This is a genomic window from Brumimicrobium aurantiacum (assembly GCF_003402975.1).
GTDB lineage: Bacteria > Bacteroidota > Bacteroidia > Flavobacteriales_D > Crocinitomicaceae > Brumimicrobium > Brumimicrobium aurantiacum.
The window spans coordinates 407,145-429,510 of record NZ_QURB01000002.1 but is presented as its reverse complement, the minus strand read 5'-3'; the positions used below and the strand labels follow the sequence as shown (position 1 = coordinate 429,510).

The 22,366-nt window shown below is 33.4% G+C and carries 16 protein-coding genes; 9 read left to right on the top strand and 7 right to left on the bottom strand.

What is annotated here, in order from left to right:
- Positions 1-307 precede the first annotated feature (307 nt).
- From DXU93_RS05120 to DXU93_RS05110, 3 genes are read left to right on the top strand one after another with little or no spacing between them, the layout of a single operon-like run.
- Positions 308-5,980 carry a hypothetical protein gene (locus tag DXU93_RS05120; protein ID WP_116880184.1) on the top strand — a complete coding sequence of 1,891 codons (5,673 nt, stop codon included), beginning with the start codon at positions 308-310 and terminating at the stop codon, positions 5,978-5,980.
- Entirely contained in the window at positions 5,943-7,085 is a 1,143-nt protein-coding gene (locus tag DXU93_RS05115) for an FAD:protein FMN transferase (protein WP_116880183.1), read from the top strand. Before DXU93_RS05120 ends, DXU93_RS05115 begins: the two co-directional genes overlap by 38 nt.
- Positions 7,086-7,124: 39 nt before the next feature.
- Positions 7,125-7,370, top strand: a complete 246-nt coding sequence (locus DXU93_RS05110) for a YfgM family protein (RefSeq protein WP_123776050.1) — start codon at positions 7,125-7,127, stop codon at positions 7,368-7,370.
- A gap of 203 nt (positions 7,371-7,573) precedes the next feature.
- Here the strand turns inward: DXU93_RS05110 and DXU93_RS05105 are convergent, their stop codons facing one another.
- From DXU93_RS05105 to DXU93_RS05085, 5 genes are all read right to left on the bottom strand, one after another.
- The gene (locus DXU93_RS05105; RefSeq protein ID WP_116880181.1) at positions 7,574-8,791 is read right to left on the bottom strand and encodes a bifunctional 3,4-dihydroxy-2-butanone-4-phosphate synthase/GTP cyclohydrolase II; all 1,218 of its coding nucleotides are present in this window, start codon (positions 8,789-8,791) and stop codon (positions 7,574-7,576) included.
- Positions 8,792-8,987: 196 nt separating this feature from the next.
- Positions 8,988-9,503: a hypothetical protein gene (locus DXU93_RS05100; RefSeq protein ID WP_116880180.1), complete on the bottom strand. Its 516-nt coding sequence runs from the start codon at positions 9,501-9,503 to the stop codon at positions 8,988-8,990.
- Between the two features lie 100 nt (positions 9,504-9,603).
- The gene (locus DXU93_RS05095) at positions 9,604-10,707 is read right to left on the bottom strand and encodes a glycosyltransferase (RefSeq protein WP_123776049.1); all 1,104 of its coding nucleotides are present in this window, start codon (positions 10,705-10,707) and stop codon (positions 9,604-9,606) included.
- Between the two features lie 55 nt (positions 10,708-10,762).
- On the bottom strand, positions 10,763-11,935 hold the full coding sequence (locus DXU93_RS05090; protein WP_116880178.1) for a glycosyltransferase family 4 protein: 1,173 nt from the start codon (positions 11,933-11,935) through the stop codon (positions 10,763-10,765).
- The gene (locus DXU93_RS05085) at positions 11,928-13,484 is read right to left on the bottom strand and encodes an LptF/LptG family permease (protein ID WP_116880177.1); all 1,557 of its coding nucleotides are present in this window, start codon (positions 13,482-13,484) and stop codon (positions 11,928-11,930) included. The genes DXU93_RS05090 and DXU93_RS05085 overlap by 8 nt, the downstream gene beginning before the upstream one ends.
- A gap of 184 nt (positions 13,485-13,668) precedes the next feature.
- On the opposite strand from DXU93_RS05085, the gene DXU93_RS05080 reads away from it, so the two are divergent.
- Positions 13,669-15,918, top strand: coding sequence for a hypothetical protein (locus tag DXU93_RS05080; RefSeq protein WP_116880176.1), 2,250 nt, complete (start codon positions 13,669-13,671; stop codon positions 15,916-15,918).
- Positions 15,919-16,033: 115 nt separating this feature from the next.
- Here DXU93_RS05080 and DXU93_RS05075 read toward each other — a convergent pair whose 3' ends face one another.
- Entirely contained in the window at positions 16,034-17,467 is a 1,434-nt protein-coding gene (locus DXU93_RS05075) for an ATP-dependent DNA helicase (RefSeq protein ID WP_116880175.1), read from the bottom strand.
- Between the two features lie 243 nt (positions 17,468-17,710).
- On the opposite strand from DXU93_RS05075, the gene DXU93_RS05070 reads away from it, so the two are divergent.
- From DXU93_RS05070 to DXU93_RS05050, 5 genes are read left to right on the top strand one after another with little or no spacing between them, the layout of a single operon-like run.
- Positions 17,711-18,607, top strand: a complete 897-nt coding sequence (locus tag DXU93_RS05070) for a DUF2721 domain-containing protein (RefSeq protein ID WP_116880174.1) — start codon at positions 17,711-17,713, stop codon at positions 18,605-18,607.
- Between the two features lie 12 nt (positions 18,608-18,619).
- Complete coding sequence (locus tag DXU93_RS05065; RefSeq protein ID WP_116880173.1) at positions 18,620-19,387, top strand: DUF3822 family protein; 768 nt, start codon at positions 18,620-18,622, stop codon at positions 19,385-19,387.
- Positions 19,378-19,947 carry an RsmD family RNA methyltransferase gene (locus DXU93_RS05060; RefSeq protein ID WP_116880172.1) on the top strand — a complete coding sequence of 190 codons (570 nt, stop codon included), beginning with the start codon at positions 19,378-19,380 and terminating at the stop codon, positions 19,945-19,947. The genes DXU93_RS05065 and DXU93_RS05060 overlap by 10 nt, the downstream gene beginning before the upstream one ends.
- Positions 19,944-20,411, top strand: coding sequence for a pantetheine-phosphate adenylyltransferase (gene coaD / locus DXU93_RS05055; protein ID WP_116880171.1), 468 nt, complete (start codon positions 19,944-19,946; stop codon positions 20,409-20,411). The genes DXU93_RS05060 and coaD overlap by 4 nt, the downstream gene beginning before the upstream one ends.
- Before the next feature lie 48 nt (positions 20,412-20,459).
- Positions 20,460-21,905, top strand: coding sequence for a TlpA family protein disulfide reductase (locus tag DXU93_RS05050; protein ID WP_116880170.1), 1,446 nt, complete (start codon positions 20,460-20,462; stop codon positions 21,903-21,905).
- A gap of 28 nt (positions 21,906-21,933) precedes the next feature.
- Here the strand turns inward: DXU93_RS05050 and DXU93_RS05045 are convergent, their stop codons facing one another.
- Complete coding sequence (locus tag DXU93_RS05045; protein WP_116880169.1) at positions 21,934-22,350, bottom strand: thiol-disulfide oxidoreductase DCC family protein; 417 nt, start codon at positions 22,348-22,350, stop codon at positions 21,934-21,936.
- Positions 22,351-22,366 lie beyond the last annotated feature (16 nt).

The window sequence follows — 22,366 nt, the reverse complement described above, 5'->3', positions numbered from 1 at the left end:
TCTATCGCTATGTAAAAATGATTGTTTTTAAGCTATTTGTTTTTAAATTATCAACTTTATTAAATTGATTGTTAATCAATGTTTTGTATGTTGTTATTTGAATCGTTGTCATAAATCTTAAAGCGTGAATTAATTCAAGGTCTAAATGTTGTCAATCAATAAATTGGCATCGTGATTGAATTGGTGCTGTTTCGGTAGTGAGAATTCTATGGAATTATCATATTTTTATCGATATTTGTAAGTTAAACTATGAACCAAAAAGCGCCAGATGTAACCGAAGTTATATTCAGCGTTCTATTTATATAAGATGAAGCATTTTTTCTCAATTTTAGCATTTGTACTTTTTGTTAATTTTGGCTATGGTCAAAACATTACTTATGATGGTACAATCACAGACATGGACTCGCAAAAATCTATATCAGGAGTTACAGTTACTGTTCTTTCGGGTGGTTTGAATGTTACAAGTTCAACGACCTCTGGTGGAGGGAAGTACTCCGTAAACTTTCCTGTTGGAAAGAAGTATACTGTGAAATACACCAAATCTGGTTATGTTACAAAAATCATTGAATTAGATGTAACTTCTGTTATTGCTGAAGATATGCCTCCTGGTGGAAAGATTTTCCCTCCAATTAATCTAGATCTATTTCAAAAAAGACCTGGTTATGATTTTTCATTTTTGGAAACAACTCCTGTGGTAAAATGGTATCTTGATGGTGACCGAATGAATTACAACAACGGTCAAATGATGCAAACCAAAAAGAAAATTGAAAATTTATTATTGGAAGCAGAAAGCGCTTTAAAAAATGCAGATGCGGAGTATAACAAATTGATTAAAGATGCTGACAAATTATTTGATGAAGGTAAATTAGAGGAAGCATTGAATAAATATGTTGCTGCTTTGCAGTTACCGGGTAAGCAAAAAGAGGCGCATCCCAATGCCCGTTTATTGGAAATTGAAGAGTTACTTCAGAAGAAGGAAGAGGAGGAGTTGGCTTTCCAACAAGATAATCAAGCCTACTTAAATTTGATCGCAGCTGCAGATAATTTTGCCAAAGCCAAAGAATATGATAAAGCCATTTCAAAATATGAAGAGGCCATTGTAATTAAAGACGATGAACAATATCCAAAAGATCGAATTGCTACGTTAAATGCTGAAAAAGAAAAGGCGAAAAAGCAGGCAGAATATGATAAGTTGATCAAACGTGCCGATGGTTTCTTTAAACAAAATAGTGTTCAAGCAGCAAGAGATATGTATCAAAATGCCTTGAAAATTTTACCGAATGAAGAATACCCGAAGTCTCAATTGGAGATAATTAAAGGAAAGTTGGATGAACAGAAAGCCATAAAGGAAAAGAAAGATAATTATAATAAAGCAGTGGCCGAAGCTGATAAACTCTTTGATGCTGGAAATTTTGAAGAAGCTATTGTTAAATATGAAGAGGCTTTGACATTTGAAAGTGCAGCGACTTATCCACCAGGAAGAATAAAAATGGCCAAAGAAGAAATTTCTAAAGCTAAAAGTCAGGAAGAATTTAATAAACTTGTCACTGAAGCAGACGCACACATTAGCGCAAAAGAATATCAACCTGCTATTGACAAATATACCCAAGCAATTGCTCTAATGGAAAGTCCAGAGGTTCAAACAAAATTAGACAATGCGAAAAGTCTATTGGAAGAACAAAAGAATAAAGAGCAACAGGCCCAACAAATTGCGGATTTATTGACTGCAGCTAAAGAAAAAGTTTCAGCAGAAGATTATTCAGGGGCTATCAATGATTTTGATGCTGTTCTAGCTATTGATGAAACGAATACAGAAGCGAAAACTGGTAAAGAAAATGCAGCAGCTTTGCTTGAAGAAAAGAAGGTTAGCCAAGAAAAACAAGCTAAGTTTGAAGAACTAGTAGCAGCAGCTGATCAAGCCTTTGAAGCAAAAACATGGGAAGAAGCAAAGACTAAATACGTTGAAGCACAAGGTGTTTTTGATGATAATGAACATGTGAATAATAGAATTACAGAGGTTGAATCTAAAATTGCAGAAGCTCAAAAAAGTGAACAAATTGATGGCTTATTGGCAAGTGCTAAGGAAAAGCTTACAGCTGAAGATTTCTCAGGAGCGATTACTGATTTTGATGCTGTTTTAGCGATTGAAGAAACGAACGCTGAAGCGATAAAAGGAAAAGAGAATGCTGAAACTTTGTTGGTAGAAAAAAATGCGAACCAAGAAAAAGAATCACAATTCAATGAGTTAGTGACAACTGCAGATCAAGCTTTTGATAATGCTGAATGGGAAAAAGCGAAAGAAAAGTACTTGGAAGCAAAAGCTTTGTTTGACGATAATAAACACGTGAATGAGCGAATTGAGGCTGTTGAAACAGCATTATCCAAAGTGGCAGAGCAAGAAGCGAACTCAGCGGAAATACAAGCATTACTTGATGAAGCAGAGGCATTAAAACCTGAAAATAAATGGTCTGAGGTGATTTCAAAATATGAATCTGCATTGGCTATTGACGAAGAAAGAACAGATGTTTCAGACATGCTAGAAGCAGCAAAAGCAAGCAAAGCAGAATATGAAGCACAACAAGCGAAAGCTGAATCTTCAGAGCAAATTCAAGCATTAATTGACGAAGCAGAAGCATTAAAACCTGAAAATAAATGGTCTGAGGTAATTTCAAAATATGAATCTGCATTGGCTATTGATGAAGAAAGAACAGATGTTTCAGAAATGTTAGAAGCAGCAAAAGCAAGCAAAGCTGAGTTTGAAGCACAACAAGCGAAAGCAGAATCTTCAGAACAAATTCAAGCATTACTTGATGAAGCAGAAGCATTAAAACCTGAAAATAAATGGTCTGAGGTGATTTCAAAATATGAATCTGCATTGGCTATTGATGAAGAAAGAACAGATGTTTCAGAAATGTTAGAAGCAGCAAAAGCAAGCAAAGCTGAGTTTGAAGCACAACAAGCGAAAGCAGAATCTTCAGAACAAATTCAAGCATTACTTGACGAAGCAGAAGCATTAAAACCTGAAAATAAATGGTCTGAGGTGATTTCAAAATATGAATCTGCATTGGCTATTGACGAAGGAAGAACAGATGTTTCAGAAATGTTAGAAGCAGCAAAAGCAAGCAAAGCAGAATATGAAGCACAGCAATCTGAAAAGGAAGCAAAGGCAGAGTTTAATTCATTAGTAAGTGCAGCTGATGAAGCATTTGACGCTGAGAATTGGAATAAGGCCAAAGAAAAGTATAGTGCTGCAAAAGCAATAAATGATGGTGATGAGCATGTTAATAATCGTATTGAAAAGATCGAAGAGCAGTTGGCATTACAGTCAGAAAATGCTGAAAAGAATGCTGAAATACAAGCATTACTTGATGAAGCTGAAGCATTGAAGCCAGAAAATAAATGGTCGGATGTAATTGCTAAATATGAAAAGGCGTTAAAGATTGATGAAAGCAGAACAGATGTTGAAGAGAAATTAACAGCAGCTAAAGCGAGTAAAGAAGCTTTTGAAACGGCACAAAATCAAAGTGAAGAATTTGAGGCTTTAAAAGAAGACGGAAATAAATTATTTGATAAAGAAAAATGGGAAAATGCGCAAGCTAAATATGAAGAAGCCTTGAAAATTCAAACTGATTCAGAGATAGAAGCGAATATGAATGTTATCAAAGAAAAATTAGCAGCAATCCAAGCCAATAAGCAAGCTGAAATAAATGCAGAAAAATATGATGAAGAAATTCAGTTAGCCGCTTCAGCAGTTAAGGAAGAAAAGTTCGAGGAAGCAATTACGCATTTGAAAACAGCAAAAAACTTAAAACCATCTGAGACTTTTCCTCAGGAGGAAATTGATAGGGTTCAATCTATTTTGGATAAAGTAAATGCAAAAGATCAATTAGAGGAAAATTACAAAAAGGCGATTGCAAATGCAGACAAGGCATTCAATAGTGGTGACTATAAAGAAAGTATTGTCTTGTATAATGAGGCATTATCTTATAAAGCTGAAGAAGAATATCCAAAGGCTCAAATTTTAAAAGTAGACCAAGCGATAACAGAAAATGCTTCAAATCAAGTAGAGGAGGAGTACAATAATTTCATATCTGCAGGAGATACTGAATTTGTAAATAAGAACTATGAAAAAGCCTTGGCGAATTATAAATCAGCTTTAGAAATAAAGGAAGAGGATAGTAAGGCCAAAGATAAGATTGATGAAACTCAACAGATTTTAGACAATCTTGCTGAAGCCAAAAGAAAACAGGAGTCTCAAGAAGAAATGTTTGATGAATACATAGCTGAGGCAGATCAATTATTCAAAGATGAAAGTTATCAGCAAGCAAAATCAGCATACCAAAAAGCACTAAGTATTAAATCCGATGATGCATATGCTAAGGAGCAATTAAGTAAAAGTATCCAGAAAGCTAGTGAAGAGTTAGCGAAAAAACAAGATTTACGTTATAAACAATCGATTAAAATCGCTGATGAATATTTCAATAATGAAGAGTATGAAAAAGCAATTACAGCTTATAAGAGTGCGAGTAATTTAAAGAGTACATCTCAGTATCCTAAGACACAAATAGCAAAAGCTCAACAGAAATTAGCAGCTTTAATTAAGGAAAAAGGTGGATTAGAAAATCTTGGTGAGAAATCTAATATTTCAATATTGGAAGGGGCTGCTTTGCTTCAAGAAGGAGAAATCGAAAGAGAGCGTTTGAAGCAAGCGGCTGTTGCAAATCGATTAAGTAAGTTTGAAGGAGAGGATGCTCAACGTGAACTGAGTGATTATGATGAACGTGTCGAGTTTAATAATGAGGTAAAAGCAATTGCCGATTTAAGAGATCAATCACAATTAAAAGAAGAAGAGAACAAAGGAGAATTGGCACAAAAAGTCGATGATCAGATCTACACTTTTGAAAAGAAAACGAATCAATTGACGAAGTATAAAGATGGAGAGTTATCTCGTTCAAGTCAAGAGATTGAATATGTAAAAGATGATTTTGATGTTGAGAAGGCTGATTATCGAGCAAAGCATAAAGATGCCATAGAAGAGTTAAAAGCCATTGAGTCGGAACGTAATATTATGACTAAAACTGAATCAAAACATCATCATGTTAAGGTTACAGCAACAGGTGAGGAGATTGATGAAATCGAAAACGGTCAGAATCCAGTTGAAGATTCAAGAACGGAGTATGAAGATGTAATTCGTTTGCAAGATGAGGCGATTTTAGCTGAAATTAAAGTGGCGGAATCTTCTCAAGAAAAAGGTGCAATTCAACAACAGATGAAAGAAGATCTTCTTGCTTATGAAATGACATTAGAAAAGAAATACGAAAATGAAGCGAGTACAGTTCATGGTGTTAGTGTAGAAATTGATGAGCAAATTACGGCTTACGAAAATCAATATGATAAAACTACATTAGGAAAAGATGATGCCCGACAAAGAGCAGTGGAACAGTTAAAAGAAATGGATCAAAGTCAACAGGTTCAAAATCTCGAAAGAAGTAAAGAAAAAGAAGACCGAACAGAAGAAATTTACTTGGAAGTAGAAGGGATTAAAACTGAAAATACTGAAAGATCGATAAAAAACACCAAAGACCTAACAGTTGTTGAAAAGGATGTGAAGGAGCGTATAGATAATTACGAAGAAAAAAACAGAAATAAAAGACAACGTGAGGTAGAAGAAAATAGAAATACTGGAAGCTATATAGACGATATTGAAAATAACAAAATCAACTTTACCGAAGCTATAGCGAATGAGTTAGGGGAAGATTTCCCAGAAGGAGTTACTCAGGAAAACTATATTAGAAAAGACAGTAAGGGAATACCTGTTAAAATCGTTACAAGACGTATTGTTGTAGTCGATGGAAGAGGGGAAGTGTATATTCGAACACAAACAAGAAATGGTTTAACTTATAGTAAAAATGGTTCGCCAGTAACAGAACAAAATTGGATAAATGGTACAGAAGACGCTAATTTGGAAAAACACTACTAAAAAAATTTTAGGAACAGTGATTTTATCTATGCTTTTTGCATGTGGAACACAAGAATCACAAGAAATTGCCGAAGATGAAACTTCTGATCTTAAACAGAAGAGTTTGTACGCTCAAAACACAGAGAATGTAGCTTGGCAAAATGAAAAATTAATTCATGGAAATGCTTTAGGTACAACCTTCGTTGTGAAATCAAGTGACGATTCTTTATTGACCAATCCAGAACAAATTGATGCCTTGATTGAAGATTTTAATCAAGAACTTTCAACCTATCATTCAAGTTCATTGATTAGTCATTTTAATACTGCGGATACAACTATTGATTTAAATTCGACAAAGTACTTTAAGCAATGTTTTGAATTGAGTAAAACGATATATGAACAAACTGATGGAGCTTTTGATCCTACAGTCTACCCATTGGTTAGTTTGTGGGGCTTTTTCAAAGATATAGATGTTGTACCAACAGAAGATGAAATTGATAGTGTATTACAATTTGTAGGATTAGATAAATCAACATTCCAGTACGAGGAAGGATTATTAAATAAGAAAGATTCTCGTTTCAAATTGGTTTTTAATGCCATTGCAAAAGGTCAATTTGTTGATGTTCTAGCAACACATTTGGAAGATAAAGGTCAGTCGCAATACTTTATTGAAGTCGGTGGTGAAATTCGCGTAAAAGGTAAAAATGATCAAGGAAAGAATTGGGTAATCGGTATTGATGAACCTGTTGAATCCAATACGGGTGTAAAAGGAGAGCAGCAACGTGAATTGGAAAACTATATTTCTATTTCAGATAAGGCTGTTGCAACCTCTGGCAATTATCGAAAATTTTATGAACTCAATGGAAGAAAATACAGTCATACGATTAGCTCAAAGACAGGTAGACCAGTTAAACATAATATTCTAAGTGCCACAGTAATTGCTGAAGATGCTGCAACAGCTGATGCTTTTGCAACAGCATTTATGGTGATGGGAGTAGAGGAATCACTTCAATTGATTAAAGACAATCCCGAATTTGGAATTGAATCGTATTTGCTTTTTGAAAATAAACAAGGTCGCATCGAAAGAGCATACAGTCGTGGAATGAATCAGTACTTATTAGATTAAAATTTCATTAGTTTCGAATAAACAACTATATTGACAATTATGAAGAAAAATATATTTTTAACGATTACTTTATTCATGATGGGATGCATTTTAAATGCCCAAACACCCCAACATGTTACGCAAACAGATGATGAACAAGTTAATTTTTGGGAATCAAATACAGCCATGATTATTGGTGGAGTGCTGATTCTAGTTTTGATTATTGCACGTGGTTGGTCTAAAAAAGTTCACAAGAAACGTGACGAAGTAATCAACGAAAAAGACAATAAAGAGGACGGTATATAGTGCTTTATTAAGTTTAAATTCATTGAAAGTAAATCTGATGATGTCATGATTAGAAGTTATAAAATTGCTTCACTTTAAATGAAACAAAAAGTGCGAAAAGAAAAGGATAACCATTAAAGCTATCAATTTCTTCTCGCACTTTTTTATTTATTCGTTGAATTAACTATTCATCCGATTGAACTCCAAAATTCAATAGTTCATTCTTATTTATTTCCAACCTTAATGTTGTGTCCCATTCGGTCACGTTTCGTTTCCAGGTAGAACTTGTTGTGTTTGTTACTTTCGATTTCTAAAGAAACATTTTCTACGACTTCCAATCCATATCCAATTAATCCAGTTCTTTTGGTTGGGTTGTTAGACATTAATTTCATCTTACGGACATTCAAATCACGTAAAATTTGAGCTCCAATACCATAATCTCTTTGGTCTCCTTTAAAACCTAGTTTTTCATTGGCTTGGATTGTGTCATATCCTTCTTCTTGAAGCTTGTATGCTCTAAGTTTATTCATTAATCCAATACCGCGGCCTTCTTGATTCATGTAAACAATAACACCTCTACCTTCTTCTTGAATCATGCGCATTGCCTCATGTAACTGAGGTCCACAATCACATCGACAAGAACCAAAAATATCACCTGTCATACAAGAACTGTGTACTCTTGTAAGAACAGCTTCATCTTTGTCCCATTCTCCTTTAACTAAAGCCAAATGTTCTTCGCCACTGTTTGTGTTTTCATATGCAACCATTCTAAAATCACCAAATTCAGTTGGCATTTGTACTTCAACTCTACGTTCAACAAGTGTTTCTTTTTGAACTCTGTATTTGATTAAATCTTCAATTGAAATGATTTTAATTCCAAACTTCTCACCAATTTCAACCAATTGAGGCAAGCGAGCCATTGAACCGTCTTCGTTTAATATCTCGACTATCACTCCAGCAGGCTGAAATCCAGCTAATCTCGCCAAATCAATTGAAGCTTCAGTATGTCCAGCTCTCCTCAATACTCCACCACGTTTCGCACGCAAAGGGAAAATATGACCTGGTTTTCCTAATTCTTCTGGTTTAATCTCTGGATCAATCAATGCTTTTACCGTTTTATAACGATCGCTAGCAGAAATACCAGTAGTACAGCCGTGTCCGATTAAATCAACAGAAACTGTAAATGGAGTTTCATACGCCGCAGAGTTTGAATGTACCATTAAATCTAAACCTAATTCATCACACCTATCTTCAACAAGTGGTGCACAAATTAAACCTCTACCGTGGGTGGCCATGAAATTAATGATTTCTGGCGTTACATTCTCCGCTGCAGTAACGAAATCTCCTTCGTTCTCACGGTCTTCATCGTCAACTACAATAACAACTTTACCTGCTTTGATGTCTTCGAGCGCTTCTTCTATCGTATTTAATTTATATTGCATTGCTGTCTTCTAAATTTTAGTGCAAATTTACGATAATAAAGCCGGAATATGAACATTTCATGCCTAAACCGAAGAAGTAAAACAAATTTTAACGACTTTATCACATATAAAAAAATGCATGTGTAGTTTAATCCTTTATAATTGATTGAATTACAGTGTTGAGTTGTGTTTTAGGTGGAAAGCTTTCAATTTCTTTTTATTGATTTAATTTTAATATCCAATTGGTAAGTCTCTTATGATTACTCAAAATCAAAAAACCAATCATTAAACAAAGTAAAGCATTAAACAAACGCTCATAATTTGTTGAACTATATCCAAATAAATTAAACTGCGGATCTTGTGTGTCTCTGGCAATATGGTCATTGAAAAACATTATCGTTTGGGTAATAAAATCGCCTAAATACATTACGATTAAATAGATTGAAATAAATATTAAACCAACGTTAACTATCCCTTTTTCATTAATGTTAAGAGAAATTTTGTCATTATCGAAACCCTCAGTTAATTTAAATAGATCAATAATTAAATTTGATTTGTAGAGTAGCAGATAAGTTAAGAATAGATAAACTACATTGAGGAAAATACTAAGAACATCAATGAAGTTCGGTTCTCGCCACATTACAATTAATGAAAAAATAAATATTAGGATTTGAATGAATAAGTAAAGGCCAAAAAGTTTAAAAACAATGGTAAATAGGTCTTTTTTTGTCATTTTAGTAGTTGTTTTTTTAATGTAAGGTATTGAAATTTTATTGTTTGAAATTGAAATTCAGCAGTTAAAAGATATTGAAGTATCTTAAATATTTATTCGCTTAACTACTTTTAATCAATTCAACTAATTGCTGTGTCACTTTACTCCATTCGTAATTTTCGAGAATAAATGACCTTCCGTTGTTGATGATATTATTTCTCAATTCATCATTTGAACTTAGTCTTTTAATTCGTTTTGCAAACTCATCGGCTGTATCTGCAATTAAAATTTCTTTTTCAGGTTTAGCGCCCAATGCGTTATTTGCTAAACTTGTTGTTATGCACGGAACACCTAGAGCCATTGATTCAAGAAGCTTATTCTGTAATCCAGTTCCCAAGAACATTGGTGCAACAAAGATTTGTGCACTTTGGTATGCTTGCTTAATATCGTCAACATAACCGGTGATCTCGACATTTTCTTGAGCCAATTTCAAAACTTCTTTTGCAGGATTAGAACCCGCAATTTTTATTTTAATTTCCTTTTTCAGTAAAGGCGTAATTTCATTGACAATAAATTGTGCAGCGGTTACATTAGGAGGGTAGGACATATTTCCGATAAAAACGATATCCGCAGTCTTTGGAGTATTATTATGTTGTCCAATAAATGATTCGTCTACTCCGTTTGGTATTACTGCAATTTGATCACGATTTTTATGAAAAATATACTGCTTATCTTGTTGTGAAATTATTGTATGATTTTCAAAATACTCGAAAATAGAATTTTCATAATTCAATAAACGCTTATATTCTTTATTGAATATAATTTTTCGAATTCCCTTTGCTGTTAATGAACGTCGCTCAATACCTTTGGATAATGCATCCATATAATCAATGGTTTTTGGACATTCATGGTAATTTTTCACATATTCAGCAGCACGAATTAATTGACAGTAAATATGATCGGGTTGTATTTCTTTTAAAAGTTTATTGACCTTCCACTGTATGGTTAAATGATGAAAATAACCGACTTGTATAGGCTTATGGGTGAAGATTTTTCTTCCAGAACCGAAAATTTTCTGGATCAATCCAATCGGAAAAACATTTATCGAGGCACAATAGGGGTCTAACTGAGTCTTGCTTTTTTCTTCAACCTTATGTTCTGATGTACAAATTAAATGTACTTCATAATGTTTTGAAAGTTCTTTTATCTGATGATATGCACGCAATTTATCACCTTTTTCAAGGGGAAAAGGAAAACGCGAGGTAAAAACCACTAATTTTTTATATGTCTGAGATGAATGCAAGGAGTCTTCGTGTTATTTTTTCTTCACTAAAATGATCGCTTATATATTTTTTGGCCTGTGTTCCTAATTGTTTTCTTAATTTTTCATCTAGAAATAATTTATACATCAATTCTCTAAATTCGTCAGGATCGTCTGCAATCATCACTTCTTTATGATGCGTGACATTTACACCTCTGACTCCTTCTGATGTCGTTATAATAGGTTTTCCCATCGCCATGTTTTCTAATAGCTTAATTTTTAAACCACTTCCTGCTTGCATTGGAATGATGCAAATTCCATGAGATGAAATAAAATCAACAGCATTTTCTATTTCTCCGCAATTTACAACTGTTGGATGATCTAATTCTGCTTTGTTTAAATTTTTCCCAGCGACATAAAAAGATGTTCCTTTTAATCCCTCTGGAATTACTTCTTCAAGCATCCAATGGATTCCTTCTTGATTAGGTTTCCAATCCATAGCGCCTAAAAAGTAGAAATCAGACAAACGGTAATCTGTCGGTGGAAACTTGGTCTTTACAGCTGTTGGAATTGAAGTTGTTAATACCTGTGGTTCAAATTGCTGAAAGAATTTAGCATCATCTTCTGTAATAGAAATGATCCCATCAACTTTAATCAACATTTCAGTTTCATATTTCATAAGTTGTTTTGACAATCTTCTAAAATACCATTTTTTTAAACTATTGTGAGCATGATCACTTAATCCAGCCCAAATTTGATGTTCAACGTTATGTGTTCTTACAATGACCTTGATGTTTTTTGATTTAAATAGGTGTAAATAGGGAAGAAGGTAAATACTTTCCATTATTACAACATCGAATTGATCTTTGTCTAAAATTTTCGTTATCGCTTGGGCTATATTTTTATCGTAAAAACGTGCTACATTATATGATTTGTTGAGTATTAAATGAATTAACGCGCCAAAGACATCTGTTTTTGTGTTGATTTTACCTGTTTCAACACGCATTCTTTTCAGCCAAGAATCCGGATATTTCGAAATGTCGAAGGGATGTTTAAAAGTTGAAATGGTGTAGTGTGTCACCTTATAATTTGGCGCAGAAAGTAAAGACTTTAAAATGCTAGAAATAGCAACACAGCCTCCATCACATTGTGGAAAAGGTGGTTTGTTTGAAAAGTGAAAAACCTTAGTCATTGGTGTCCTTTTTCCTTTTGAATCTTTTAAAAATATTCGGGAATGCTACAAAACTTTTATCATTTGCTGCACTTTTCAGTAAGAGTAATGCAATAGGTGTTAAAATAATATTTGGTCCCCACATACCCAACGATGGAGGAATAATACCACCATCAGCCATACCATCTCCTATGGTAATTAAAACAAAGTAAACCATAAATAATAATGCGGCAATAACTACAGGAGCACCAAATCCACCCTTTTTAACAATGGCTCCAAGTGGCGCACCAACGAAAAATAAGATGATAATAGAAAAGGACAAGGCAAATTTTCGATGAAATTCAATTTCAAATTTACGCAATTGTCGGTGTCTATTTTTTATGATGTCTAATTGACCATTCAGGGTCTTAATGTTATTCTCCAATTGAATATTCATATGATTAAAAGTTCCCTTTCGTTTTTCATCTGACATCTCAGAAAATTTAAAAACAGGAAAAATTAATTTACTGCTGTCTACTTTTTTTGGAGCTGGAGTTTGTTTGACAGTTTTCTTTTTATGCTGATTTTTTTCCTCATTGGATTTTTCAATCAATTCTTTTGTTGAATGAACATTTTGATATTTATTATTTGTAGGTTCCTTTCCTGCCAGATAATTTTTCGCTTGAAAATAAGGATGTTTTGTAAGTGTATTTTTCCTTAGCATTTTTGAAAGCTCATCGAAATTTTTTCTTAATGAGTCTACTGTTTCGTCAATTTGAAAAACATTAAGCATTTCGTAATCATCCTTAAACATTTCTTCTTTTGAGCGTTGTAGCTTAAAGCCACTCATGTCTAATTTATAAGTAGCTGTTTTAAAATCAGTTTTTCTTCCTGGAAAAATACTTTTAGAATTCTTTTTAGATCCTTGAAATGAAGGTGCGTTTTTTAGTTCTTCAATAACATCTCCATTGAAAAGTTTGAAATATAAAAACTCACCATTATCTGATTGATATAGTTCACCAGCGTCTGCACGAATGGTTTTTAATTCGGCACTATTTCTACGATCGTGAATAATAATGTCCGTAAAACTATTTCCGTCTTTCTCCTTGATTTTAATACTGAAACCATCAATTTCTTGCGTGTAGGCACCGGGTTTTAAGAAGGAGGTCATCTTCTTTTCTTGAATATCATATATTATCGAATGCCATTTATAGTTGGCTATTGGTATGATGTAATTGGAAAAGTAAAATGTACCGATGGCAATAAAAATAACTACAGCAGTAAGGGGTTTCAATATCTTGTAGATAGAAAGTCCGCTTGATTTTAAAGCCGTTAATTCATTTGATTCACCTAAATTTCCCATCACAATGAGTGAGGAAAGCAAAATTGCTAAGGGAAGGGCGAGCGGTAAAAGACTGGCAGAAACATAAAATAGTAATTCAATAATAATACTAATTTCCAACCCTTTACCCATTAAATCATCAATGTATTTCCATAGAAACTGCATGATTAGCATGAACATGGAAATAAAAAAGGTCGCTAAAAACGGCCCCACAAATGATTTTATGAAAAAAATACTTAGTTTTTTCATGGTTTTTATTCAAATGCGAAAATACTGATTTAATTTCTATCGACGTGTAAAAACAGTAGGCAGATATAAATAAAGTCAATTTTCTTTCTATTCTACTAATATTAAGCTAAAACCAACAGTCTACATGTTAATAACTACTGAAAGAGAAGTTTAAAAGCTTGAATCTTTTTTTCATATTTGTAAAATGAATTACTTATTAACAAGCTTATTTGCGGTTTTATTATCCTGCTTTCCTTTAATCGCTCAAGAAGATTATTTCTTGTCTCCTCAAAGTAAAGCCTACCTTTATCATACTGTTAGAAAAAGCCCAATCTTAGAACAAAACATAGGTCGATACATTGTTTACCAAGGAGAAGAAATTACCCTCCCAAATGGAGAAATTAATTATGATTCTACTGAACAGAAAATAATTAACCAGCCAGATTTATTAATGATTTATGCCCATGATATAAGTCGTTCGCCTAAAGGATTGTTAGCTGAATTAGCCAATAAAATGGCCATATGGGAATTAAACAAACTTTTACAATCCAATAGAAATAATTCTTTAATTAAAGATGGAAACGCTACTGATTACGAAAAGTTTGAACAGCTTTTTCTAAGTAAACTCCCTCCCCAAGCGAAAAAAGAAAAAAGAGATGAAATTGTCATTGTAAAAAGGATAGAGAAATTTACCAATCCAACCTTAACGTTTAAAGATAAAGTGGCTATTTTGGATGGTTTTGGAAGTTGGACCGAAATTGAGAAGAAGCAAGTTATTGTAGCATATAATAACGCTGTAAATACTTTTGTCTCTAATCGTGCGCAACAAATTTTTACTCAATTGGGAGGAAAAGCAGATTATTTCCGAAATGTGCTTACCGCAGCAGGAGATGGTTCAACAACATCTGGTTTGTTTGAAGAGCGTGAAAAAGACGAACGTGGACGATGGAATAAAGGTTTGCCAAAAGCAGTTGGTTTGTTTCCTTATGAACCTTATATTGGATTTAAACCAGATGCAAAAAAGAAGAAACCTGAAATTTTATCGAATGGAAGTACAATCCATAATTTTGAAATTGCTAAAGAGGGTAAGGAAACCAATATTCACCTAGATGTTTGGGGGTACAATTCTGAAAAACAAACAACAGTTGTTATCAAACGAGAAGGTAAGTATTATCCACTTTTTGGTTCAAGTAATACGCGCTTTTTATCTCCTGATTCAGCTTATGGTGGTGGAACCACATACTATTCTTTGATTCATAAACTGGAACAAGATATTGCAGATTTAGAAGATAAAATTAGTGGAAGAAGAGGTTATGATAGTCGTATAAAAGATTTGGAAGGTAGAAAAGATGATACCAACCTGGAGATTGAAAAAAAGGAGAAAGAACTCAATGAAATTCGATACAGTACAATTACGACTAACCACGAGAAGTATAAGACTGATTCGAAGCGTAAAAAAAGAAAAAAGCGTCAAGACGAAGTGGTTTCTGCATACAATTTATTGAAAGATATTGAAAAAAAAATCAGGCAATTAAAATTAGAAAAAGAACAAGTTTTGTACAAGAAAAGTTTGTTGGAAAAGAAAGTCCAGGAAATGTATAATGCAATTGGTCGAAAATGGGTCGAGTACAAAGAAAAAGATGGTTATTATCTATACGAAGATTCTACTACTTTTAATATGTTGACACAAGAATTTGTTTTTCCTCCTTCAAAAGTTGAAAAAGAGGACAAGGAATATTTTGATATCCGTTTGCTAGCTATGCCTATGTCTCATTTGAGTAATAATTATGATGAAGTAATGTTACATATAAATGTGACTGATGCGACTCCACTCTATACTTCAAATGTACAGCTACAATTGAATGATCTTTTTGAAGTGGATCAATATGAATTAAAGCAAGATCAGTTGTTTACAGCGTCAGATTCTATAGCTGTGGTAGAGTTTTTCGAGTCCTTATTGGATAATAAAAAGGACCTAAATATTATTGCAAGAGGTGGTGGAGTTGGTGTGAAAAAGAATAATAGAGTGGTGATTAATTACAATCCAAGTGAGTTGTCTAATTATCCAGGTGATACTCAAGATGAGAGGTTGGCAGCGAAAGAAAGTAGCCGATTTAAAGATTTGAGAACGACTGAAGTTATAATCCATATCGACCGTTCAATCGAAATGCAAGTCAATAGTTTTACGGATCCAGTTCAAAGTAATTTTAAACCTGAAAATGAAGATTTACTTTCAACGATGAATCGCAATAATTTAAGTGGAAACCAAATGTTGAGTACATATCGTGCTTATACAACTTTAAAAGCCTTGAAATCTGAATTAAATGTGTTGGCAGGAAAGTATTTGCCACGTAAAGAAGCAACAAAGGTCATCGATCGATTGAATAAAGCAATTGATAAATCAAAAATAACAGTAGGTGCAACCTCAGTGAAGTATAAAACTTTTGGAAAGTAGAAAAGGGGAGATTTAGAAGGTGAAAAATATGTAATAGGTAACTATATTTTGAGTATAGATGATCAAGAAAGAATTTCAAATTTTTTAAGTGATAAATCCATAGTTACAAACCAAATCACTCCTCAACATCTCCATAAAACTGACTATTGAAATTGACTAAATATAACTTGTCGGTAGCACGTGTTAGTGCCGTGTACAGCCAACGGAAATACGATTTGTCGAGCATGTCTTCTGTCAAAAATCCTTGATCTACAAACACGCACGCCCATTGACCACCTTGAGATTTGTGACATGTCACAGCGTAAGCATACTTCACTTGTAAAGCATTGAAATATGGATCTGCCATGATTAACTCGTAACGTTTTTTCTTATTGCGTTCGTAGGCATAATCTTGTTCTACAGCGAAAAATAGCTCCTTCATTTTTTCACGGGGTAAATTAGGACCTTCAACATCTAAAACTTCCAACATGATTTTCACTTCGAAAGATTCTGTATCAGGATAGTCAACCAATTGTACAATGGCTGTTACAAAGTCAAAACCATATAAAGTCTCACGGCTTTTGATACGTACTACATTAATGGTTTCACCGTTGGCAATGAATCCTAGTTTAGAATTGTCTCCTAACCAATAGTAATTATTGCGCACCACCATAAGTAAATCGTTGGCAACTACTTTTTCTTCAAACCAAAATATACGTGAACGGATTTGTTGATTGAATAAGTTTGCTCTTTTATTACTTCGGGTAATAATTAAGGTTTCATCGATGCCGTAATTTGAAAAGGAAGAGTCCAATTCATCTTCCAAATCTCCACCTTCCAATCGAATTAAATCATTTTTTCCACTTAAGTCAAAAGAAGGGTAGGTGTTTTCGGGTGCAGAACGAAGATTGGTTGCATTTTTCAATATGTCGGAATCCACTGCTTGACGTAAAACTTTAGTCAATTGATGTTTTTGTATATGTAGTTCTGGATAATGACTCGCCATGTATTCTTCGTTCAAAGCTGGACTGAAATCTGCGCCAACCGGAGGGAGCTGACCTTCATCACCGATAAGAATCAATTTACAGTTTTTGCCTCTATATACATAGTTGATTAAATCTTGAAGTAAATTTTGAGAACTGATGGAACCATCAGAACGCTGGGTATAATCGCCAATCATGGAGGCTTCATCTACCAAGAAAAGTGTGTTGGTGTGAAGGTTTGGTGCAACAGCAAGTACAATTCCACCGCCTGCAACTTTTTCTTTACGGTATATTTTTTTGTGAATGGTAAATGCTAACTTGTTAGATCGTTGTGCGAATACCTTGGCTGCTCGTCCAGTGGGAGCGAGGAGAACTGTTTTTCTCTTCAGTCCAGAAATTCCTTTTACAAAGGCACTAAGTAAACTTGTTTTCCCTGTTCCGGCATATCCTTTCAATATAAATAGGGATTGATCATTGGGTTGTGTATAAAAATCACACAATTCTGTCAATAAATCATTTTGACTTTCAGAAATATTGAATTCAAAATGAGCTAAAGTAGATTGGTACAATTCGTTTTTCAATGCCATATTGCGAATTTAAAGCTATTATTCATTGTAAAAGCTTTTGATTCAAAAAATATGAAAATGCCAATGAAAATAAGGAGTGATTTGAGAATCTATCAATTGAACATTTAATTTTGAGCGGAATTTGGATATAAACGTCAATCTGTTGATTAAACTGTATAAAAAATCTATACTTTATTTCAATAGCATTTCAAAATTATTGTAGATTTGTGGAGATACTAAAATGAATTTAATTAAGATCAAAAAATGAATAATCAGTTTTCTGTATTTGTAAAACGCTATTTAATTGCTGCTTTTATTGCTGTATTTGGAATAGTGATGGTTGTAATCGGTATGAACTCAAATCAAGATGCTATTTTTATGATGGCTGCCATAAATCTATTGATAGGTGGAGTTTTGGCAATTTTGTTTAGTGCCGGAATATTAAATAGAAATTTCGTTTTCGGAATAGGAATTGTTTGTATTGCTGCTTCAGTTTACTTTATGTATGAGTCATATGTATCAGTGGAGAAAACGCAACAACACCAAATTGACTATGCAAAATCCGAAGCATTGATGCGTCATTCTTTATCACAAATTAGAACGATTCAACGTGCTTACAAGTCAAAACACGGTCATTATGCCGAAGATTTTGATGAGTTGAAATCATTCTTTGAAAATGACAAAGTTGAAAAAATAGAGTCTTTGGGTTCTGTACCATCTAGAAAGTTGACCGTTGAAGAGCGTGATGCTTTATATGATGACAAACGTGCATTAGATAAAAATATGACAGAACGTGAAGCTGCTTTGTTAGCTGCACAAGGAAATCCTTCAAATGCTGAAGATTTAGCAGGATTCAAAAGAGATACATTACAAGTGCTATATAAAGATGAGTTTCTAAGTTCTCGTTCATTAAAAAGAGAACGCGAAGAATTAGGTCTTGGAGAATTTGATATTGATGAATTGAAATATATTCCAATGACAGATCCAAGAGAAGAGTGGACTATGGAAACACGTAAAAATGTTCCTTTCTTGAAAAGTGATACAATCGCAACAATCCACGTATATGGTAAAGAAGCAGTATCAAGATTTGAAGATGGTTCTCGTAAGGAAGTTGGTTTTGGTAACCTAAAAACCAATTCTGATAAAGCTACATGGGAATAAAAAAATCGCAACGTGAATAATACACAACTTGCTATACATATTTCAAGAACCTCAGTACATGTTGCTGAGGTTCTTCGTTCTAACCAAGAAATTATTCAACAATTCGATTTTGAGTTAATGGAAAGTACGCCTTTGGCTTACAAAAATAAACTCAGAGAAATATTTGATTCCATTACGACCTTAAAAGAGGAGTATCCTGAATACACTTTAGCATGGTCAACTCCTAGACATACGCTAATTCCTTTAAGTGTTTATAATGAATCATCTCCAAAGTCAATTTTCAATTTGATGTTTGGTGATGTAGTCGACGAAAAAATGGTTGACTTTAATCGTTTAATGGAATTAAATATGGTCAATGTATTTGAGATTCCAGATTGGGTAAAGTCATTTTTTACCATTCGTTACCCTCAAATGGTGTTCAAACATGAAAATTCAATTGCATTGCGTGCCCTTTTCCAAATGGGAACATTTAAAAGAAAGGTTTCGCTTAGTTTCAATGATGAATATGTCAATATTTTAATTATTCACAGCAATGAATTAATTTTCTCGAATAGTTTTGAATATCAAACACCTGAAGATGTGTTATATCATCTACTTTTTGTTTTAGAACAACAAAATTTAAAAGAGGAAACAGGTGAACTCAATTTTTATTTTACTGCTGAGTCAACAAAGTCTGTTGCCGAAAAAACAAAAGGATTACTCGAAGAACATAAGCTGTTAAAAAATCTTCAACTTAATTCAATCGATTCGATTCTTAAACTCCAAACATTGTGCGTATAATAAGTGGATTATTAAAAAAGCAGAGATTTAATCCCCCAAAAGGATTTCCTTCGCGACCAACTACAGATTTTGCCAAAGAAGGCTTGTTTAATATTTTAGACAATGAAATCAGTATGTTCGATATGGATATTCTTGACCTTTGTGCCGGAACAGGGAATATCTCATTTGAATTTGCATCTCGTGAAGCCGGAAAAATTACTTCAGTAGACAAGAATTTCAAGTGTGTGAAGTTCATGAAAGATTTCAGTAAAAAACATGGAATTTCAGAATCCATGAACGTGCTGAAGGCAGATGTTTTTAAATTCATCAAGAACAGTCATCAATCCTATGATTTGATCTTTGCTGATCCTCCATTTGAAGATAAATTGCATGTGGATCTTATCAAGGCTGTAATGGAAGGCGATTTGTTGAAAGAAGATGGAATCTTTATTTTAGAGCATAGTAAACACAATAAGTTTGAAGACCAAATCGGATTTGAACATTCACGAAGATATGGTCATGTAGTTTTTAGTTTCTTCAAACATCCGAAAATTGAATCTAATTTAAAAGTAGTCAAATGAAAAGAATAGCAGTTTTTCCAGGTTCTTTCGATCCATTCACGAAAGGTCACGAATGTATAATTGACAAAGCATTAAAACTTGTTGATGAAGTGGTTATTGCAATCGGACAAAATACCTCTAAAAACTACTTGTTTGATCTAGCCAATAGAAAAAATCATATAGAATCTATTTTTAAGGACCATCCAAAGGTCAGGGTACAGGAGTTTAGCGGATTAACTGTTGAATTCTGTAAGTCAATTAATGCCGAATTTATTGTTCGTGGATTACGTGACTCAAAAGACTTCGGTTATGAAAGAAGTATTGCCCAAATGAATTATGAAATTTCTGGCATAGAAAGTGTTTTCTTTATGACGGTTCCAGAATTTACTGCGATCAATTCTACAATTGTTCGTGAAATACATAAAAGTGGTGGTAGTATCGCTGCTTTTGTAACCAATGCCGATATTCTCGTTAATGAGGTATAGTTTCTTGTGAATTCTGAGATTTTTTTCATTTAAAATAGATATACCGATATGAATAGATTATTTGTTTTATTCCTCTTCTTAATATTAATCGTTTCTTTAAACGCTCAATCTAAGTCCATTACGACCATTTCTGGTTTTGCCAATGATTATGTAGGAAAGGAGGTAAAAGTGTTTGTAATTGAGGACTACCTCAGTCAAATGCGTACACAGATTGCAAGTTCAGAAGTCGAGGCAGATTCAACATTTAGCATGAGTTTTTATAATTCTCAAACAAGAAAACTGAGATTAGAAGTTGATGGTAATTACTTTCATATTTATACCCAACCAAAAGCAGAATATGAACTTTTTATAGAATCGAGTTCTCCTTACATGAGTGAAAATGCAAAAGGAGTAGAGGTCGATTTCTATTTTTTAGGACTTGACACAACGGACATCAATTATAAGATTCTACTTTTTGAAGATTTTCAATATAGTTTCCTACAAGCGAATTACAATAAACGCACCAGAAACTCTGTAGACTTTGTGGAGAAATTAGATACTTTTAAAATTCAAATAACAGAGAAATATAAAAACGACACCAGCACATTCTTTAAAAAATATGTGAAATTTTCAGTTGCATCGCTAGACGATTTGGCTTTTATGGGACACCGTAATGAGTATGAGAAATTTGACTTTTACATCAAACCAGAAACGGTATGGTATCAGAATGATCGTTATATGGAATATATTTTGAATTACTATAAAATGTATGAAAAACAATTGCCACAAAAGGTGAATGAAGCATTTTATGCGGCAGTGATTAAAAGTAGTCCAAGTTTAGCAATGAATGCATTAGGTGGAGATTATGCGTTGAAAAACATACGTTTAAGGGAGTTAATCATGTTGAAAATGTTGTCGGAAGTATTTTATACTAATGACTATCCTCAAACCAATATCCTCACCATTATGGATAGTGTTTCAAATCACGCATTTTTCAGTGAAAACAAAGTGATATCAAATAACTTAAAACACCGATTGTTGGATTTAGTTCCTGGAACAAAAATGCCAAGTTTTGGATTGGATATTAACGGAGAAAAAAAATATAGAGATGACTTTAGTGGAAAACATACCTATATTCAATTTGTGAGTAAAGACATTCAAAAATCAATTAATGACCTTCCTTTGTTGCGCAAATTGCAACAGAAATACAATAAACATATCAATTTTGTTACTGTTTTAGTTACAGATGAAAAAGATCCGTTATTATCAGATGCTACGCCTTTCATCAAGGAACACAATATTGCTTGGGATTTAGCGGTATTGACAAATAAGAGTAATGTTTTAAAGAAAATGAGCGTTGCAACTTATCCACAATACTTATTGATGGATGCCCAGGGGAATGTTGTATCAGCACCTGCACTTTCTCCTCGTCCTAACAACGATTATGAAACAATTGAATTGTATTTAATGCAAATCAAACGTCAATACGAGAGACTAGAATACAATCAAGAGTAATAATAATGACTCATTTGAATGTGTTTGTTCAATAGTTATCAATAAAAAACTTGCGTTCAGTAGCGCTAGGTAATGTACAATATTGAGCCTTGATTTTATGTCTCCTTTTGGCAATTTGGTCATATCCCCAATCACGTAAAAACTTTGGAATTAGATATCCAAGGTAAAAGAAAATAGGGTAGATTCCAGATAAATGTTTGGTAATCCGAATTGCTGCAGTTGATTTCTGATACAGTTCTTTCTTCTCAAAAAAATAAAGCGTATTCATTTTGATTTCCTCATGATGCAGAGCAAGAATTTCTTCGGCGAGTTTAGATTGTAACGGAATGAAATAAAAGTCTTTTGCTTTGTGTTTCAGGATAAATTGGATGGAAGAATTACAAAAACCGCAGCTTCCATCATAGAAAACAATACATTCAATAGTTAAAAGCTCTTCTAATTTCATGATTAAAACTGTTGCT

Coding starts and splice junctions, on each gene's coding strand:
- DXU93_RS05070 (WP_116880174.1), top strand. CDS start 17,711: ATGAATAATCAGTTTTCTGTATTTGTAAAACGCTATTTAATTGCTGCT.
- coaD (WP_116880171.1), top strand. CDS start 19,944: ATGAAAAGAATAGCAGTTTTTCCAGGTTCTTTCGATCCATTCACGAAA.
- DXU93_RS05085 (WP_116880177.1), bottom strand. CDS start 13,484: ATGAAAAAACTAAGTATTTTTTTCATAAAATCATTTGTGGGGCCGTTT.
- DXU93_RS05050 (WP_116880170.1), top strand. CDS start 20,460: ATGAATAGATTATTTGTTTTATTCCTCTTCTTAATATTAATCGTTTCT.
- DXU93_RS05075 (WP_116880175.1), bottom strand. CDS start 17,467: ATGGCATTGAAAAACGAATTGTACCAATCTACTTTAGCTCATTTTGAA.
- DXU93_RS05100 (WP_116880180.1), bottom strand. CDS start 9,503: ATGACAAAAAAAGACCTATTTACCATTGTTTTTAAACTTTTTGGCCTT.
- DXU93_RS05045 (WP_116880169.1), bottom strand. CDS start 22,350: ATGAAATTAGAAGAGCTTTTAACTATTGAATGTATTGTTTTCTATGAT.
- DXU93_RS05115 (WP_116880183.1), top strand. CDS start 5,943: ATGGTACAGAAGACGCTAATTTGGAAAAACACTACTAAAAAAATTTTA.
- DXU93_RS05105 (WP_116880181.1), bottom strand. CDS start 8,791: ATGCAATATAAATTAAATACGATAGAAGAAGCGCTCGAAGACATCAAA.
- DXU93_RS05110 (WP_123776050.1), top strand. CDS start 7,125: ATGAAGAAAAATATATTTTTAACGATTACTTTATTCATGATGGGATGC.
- DXU93_RS05120 (WP_116880184.1), top strand. CDS start 308: ATGAAGCATTTTTTCTCAATTTTAGCATTTGTACTTTTTGTTAATTTT.
- DXU93_RS05090 (WP_116880178.1), bottom strand. CDS start 11,935: ATGACTAAGGTTTTTCACTTTTCAAACAAACCACCTTTTCCACAATGT.
- DXU93_RS05080 (WP_116880176.1), top strand. CDS start 13,669: ATGAATTACTTATTAACAAGCTTATTTGCGGTTTTATTATCCTGCTTT.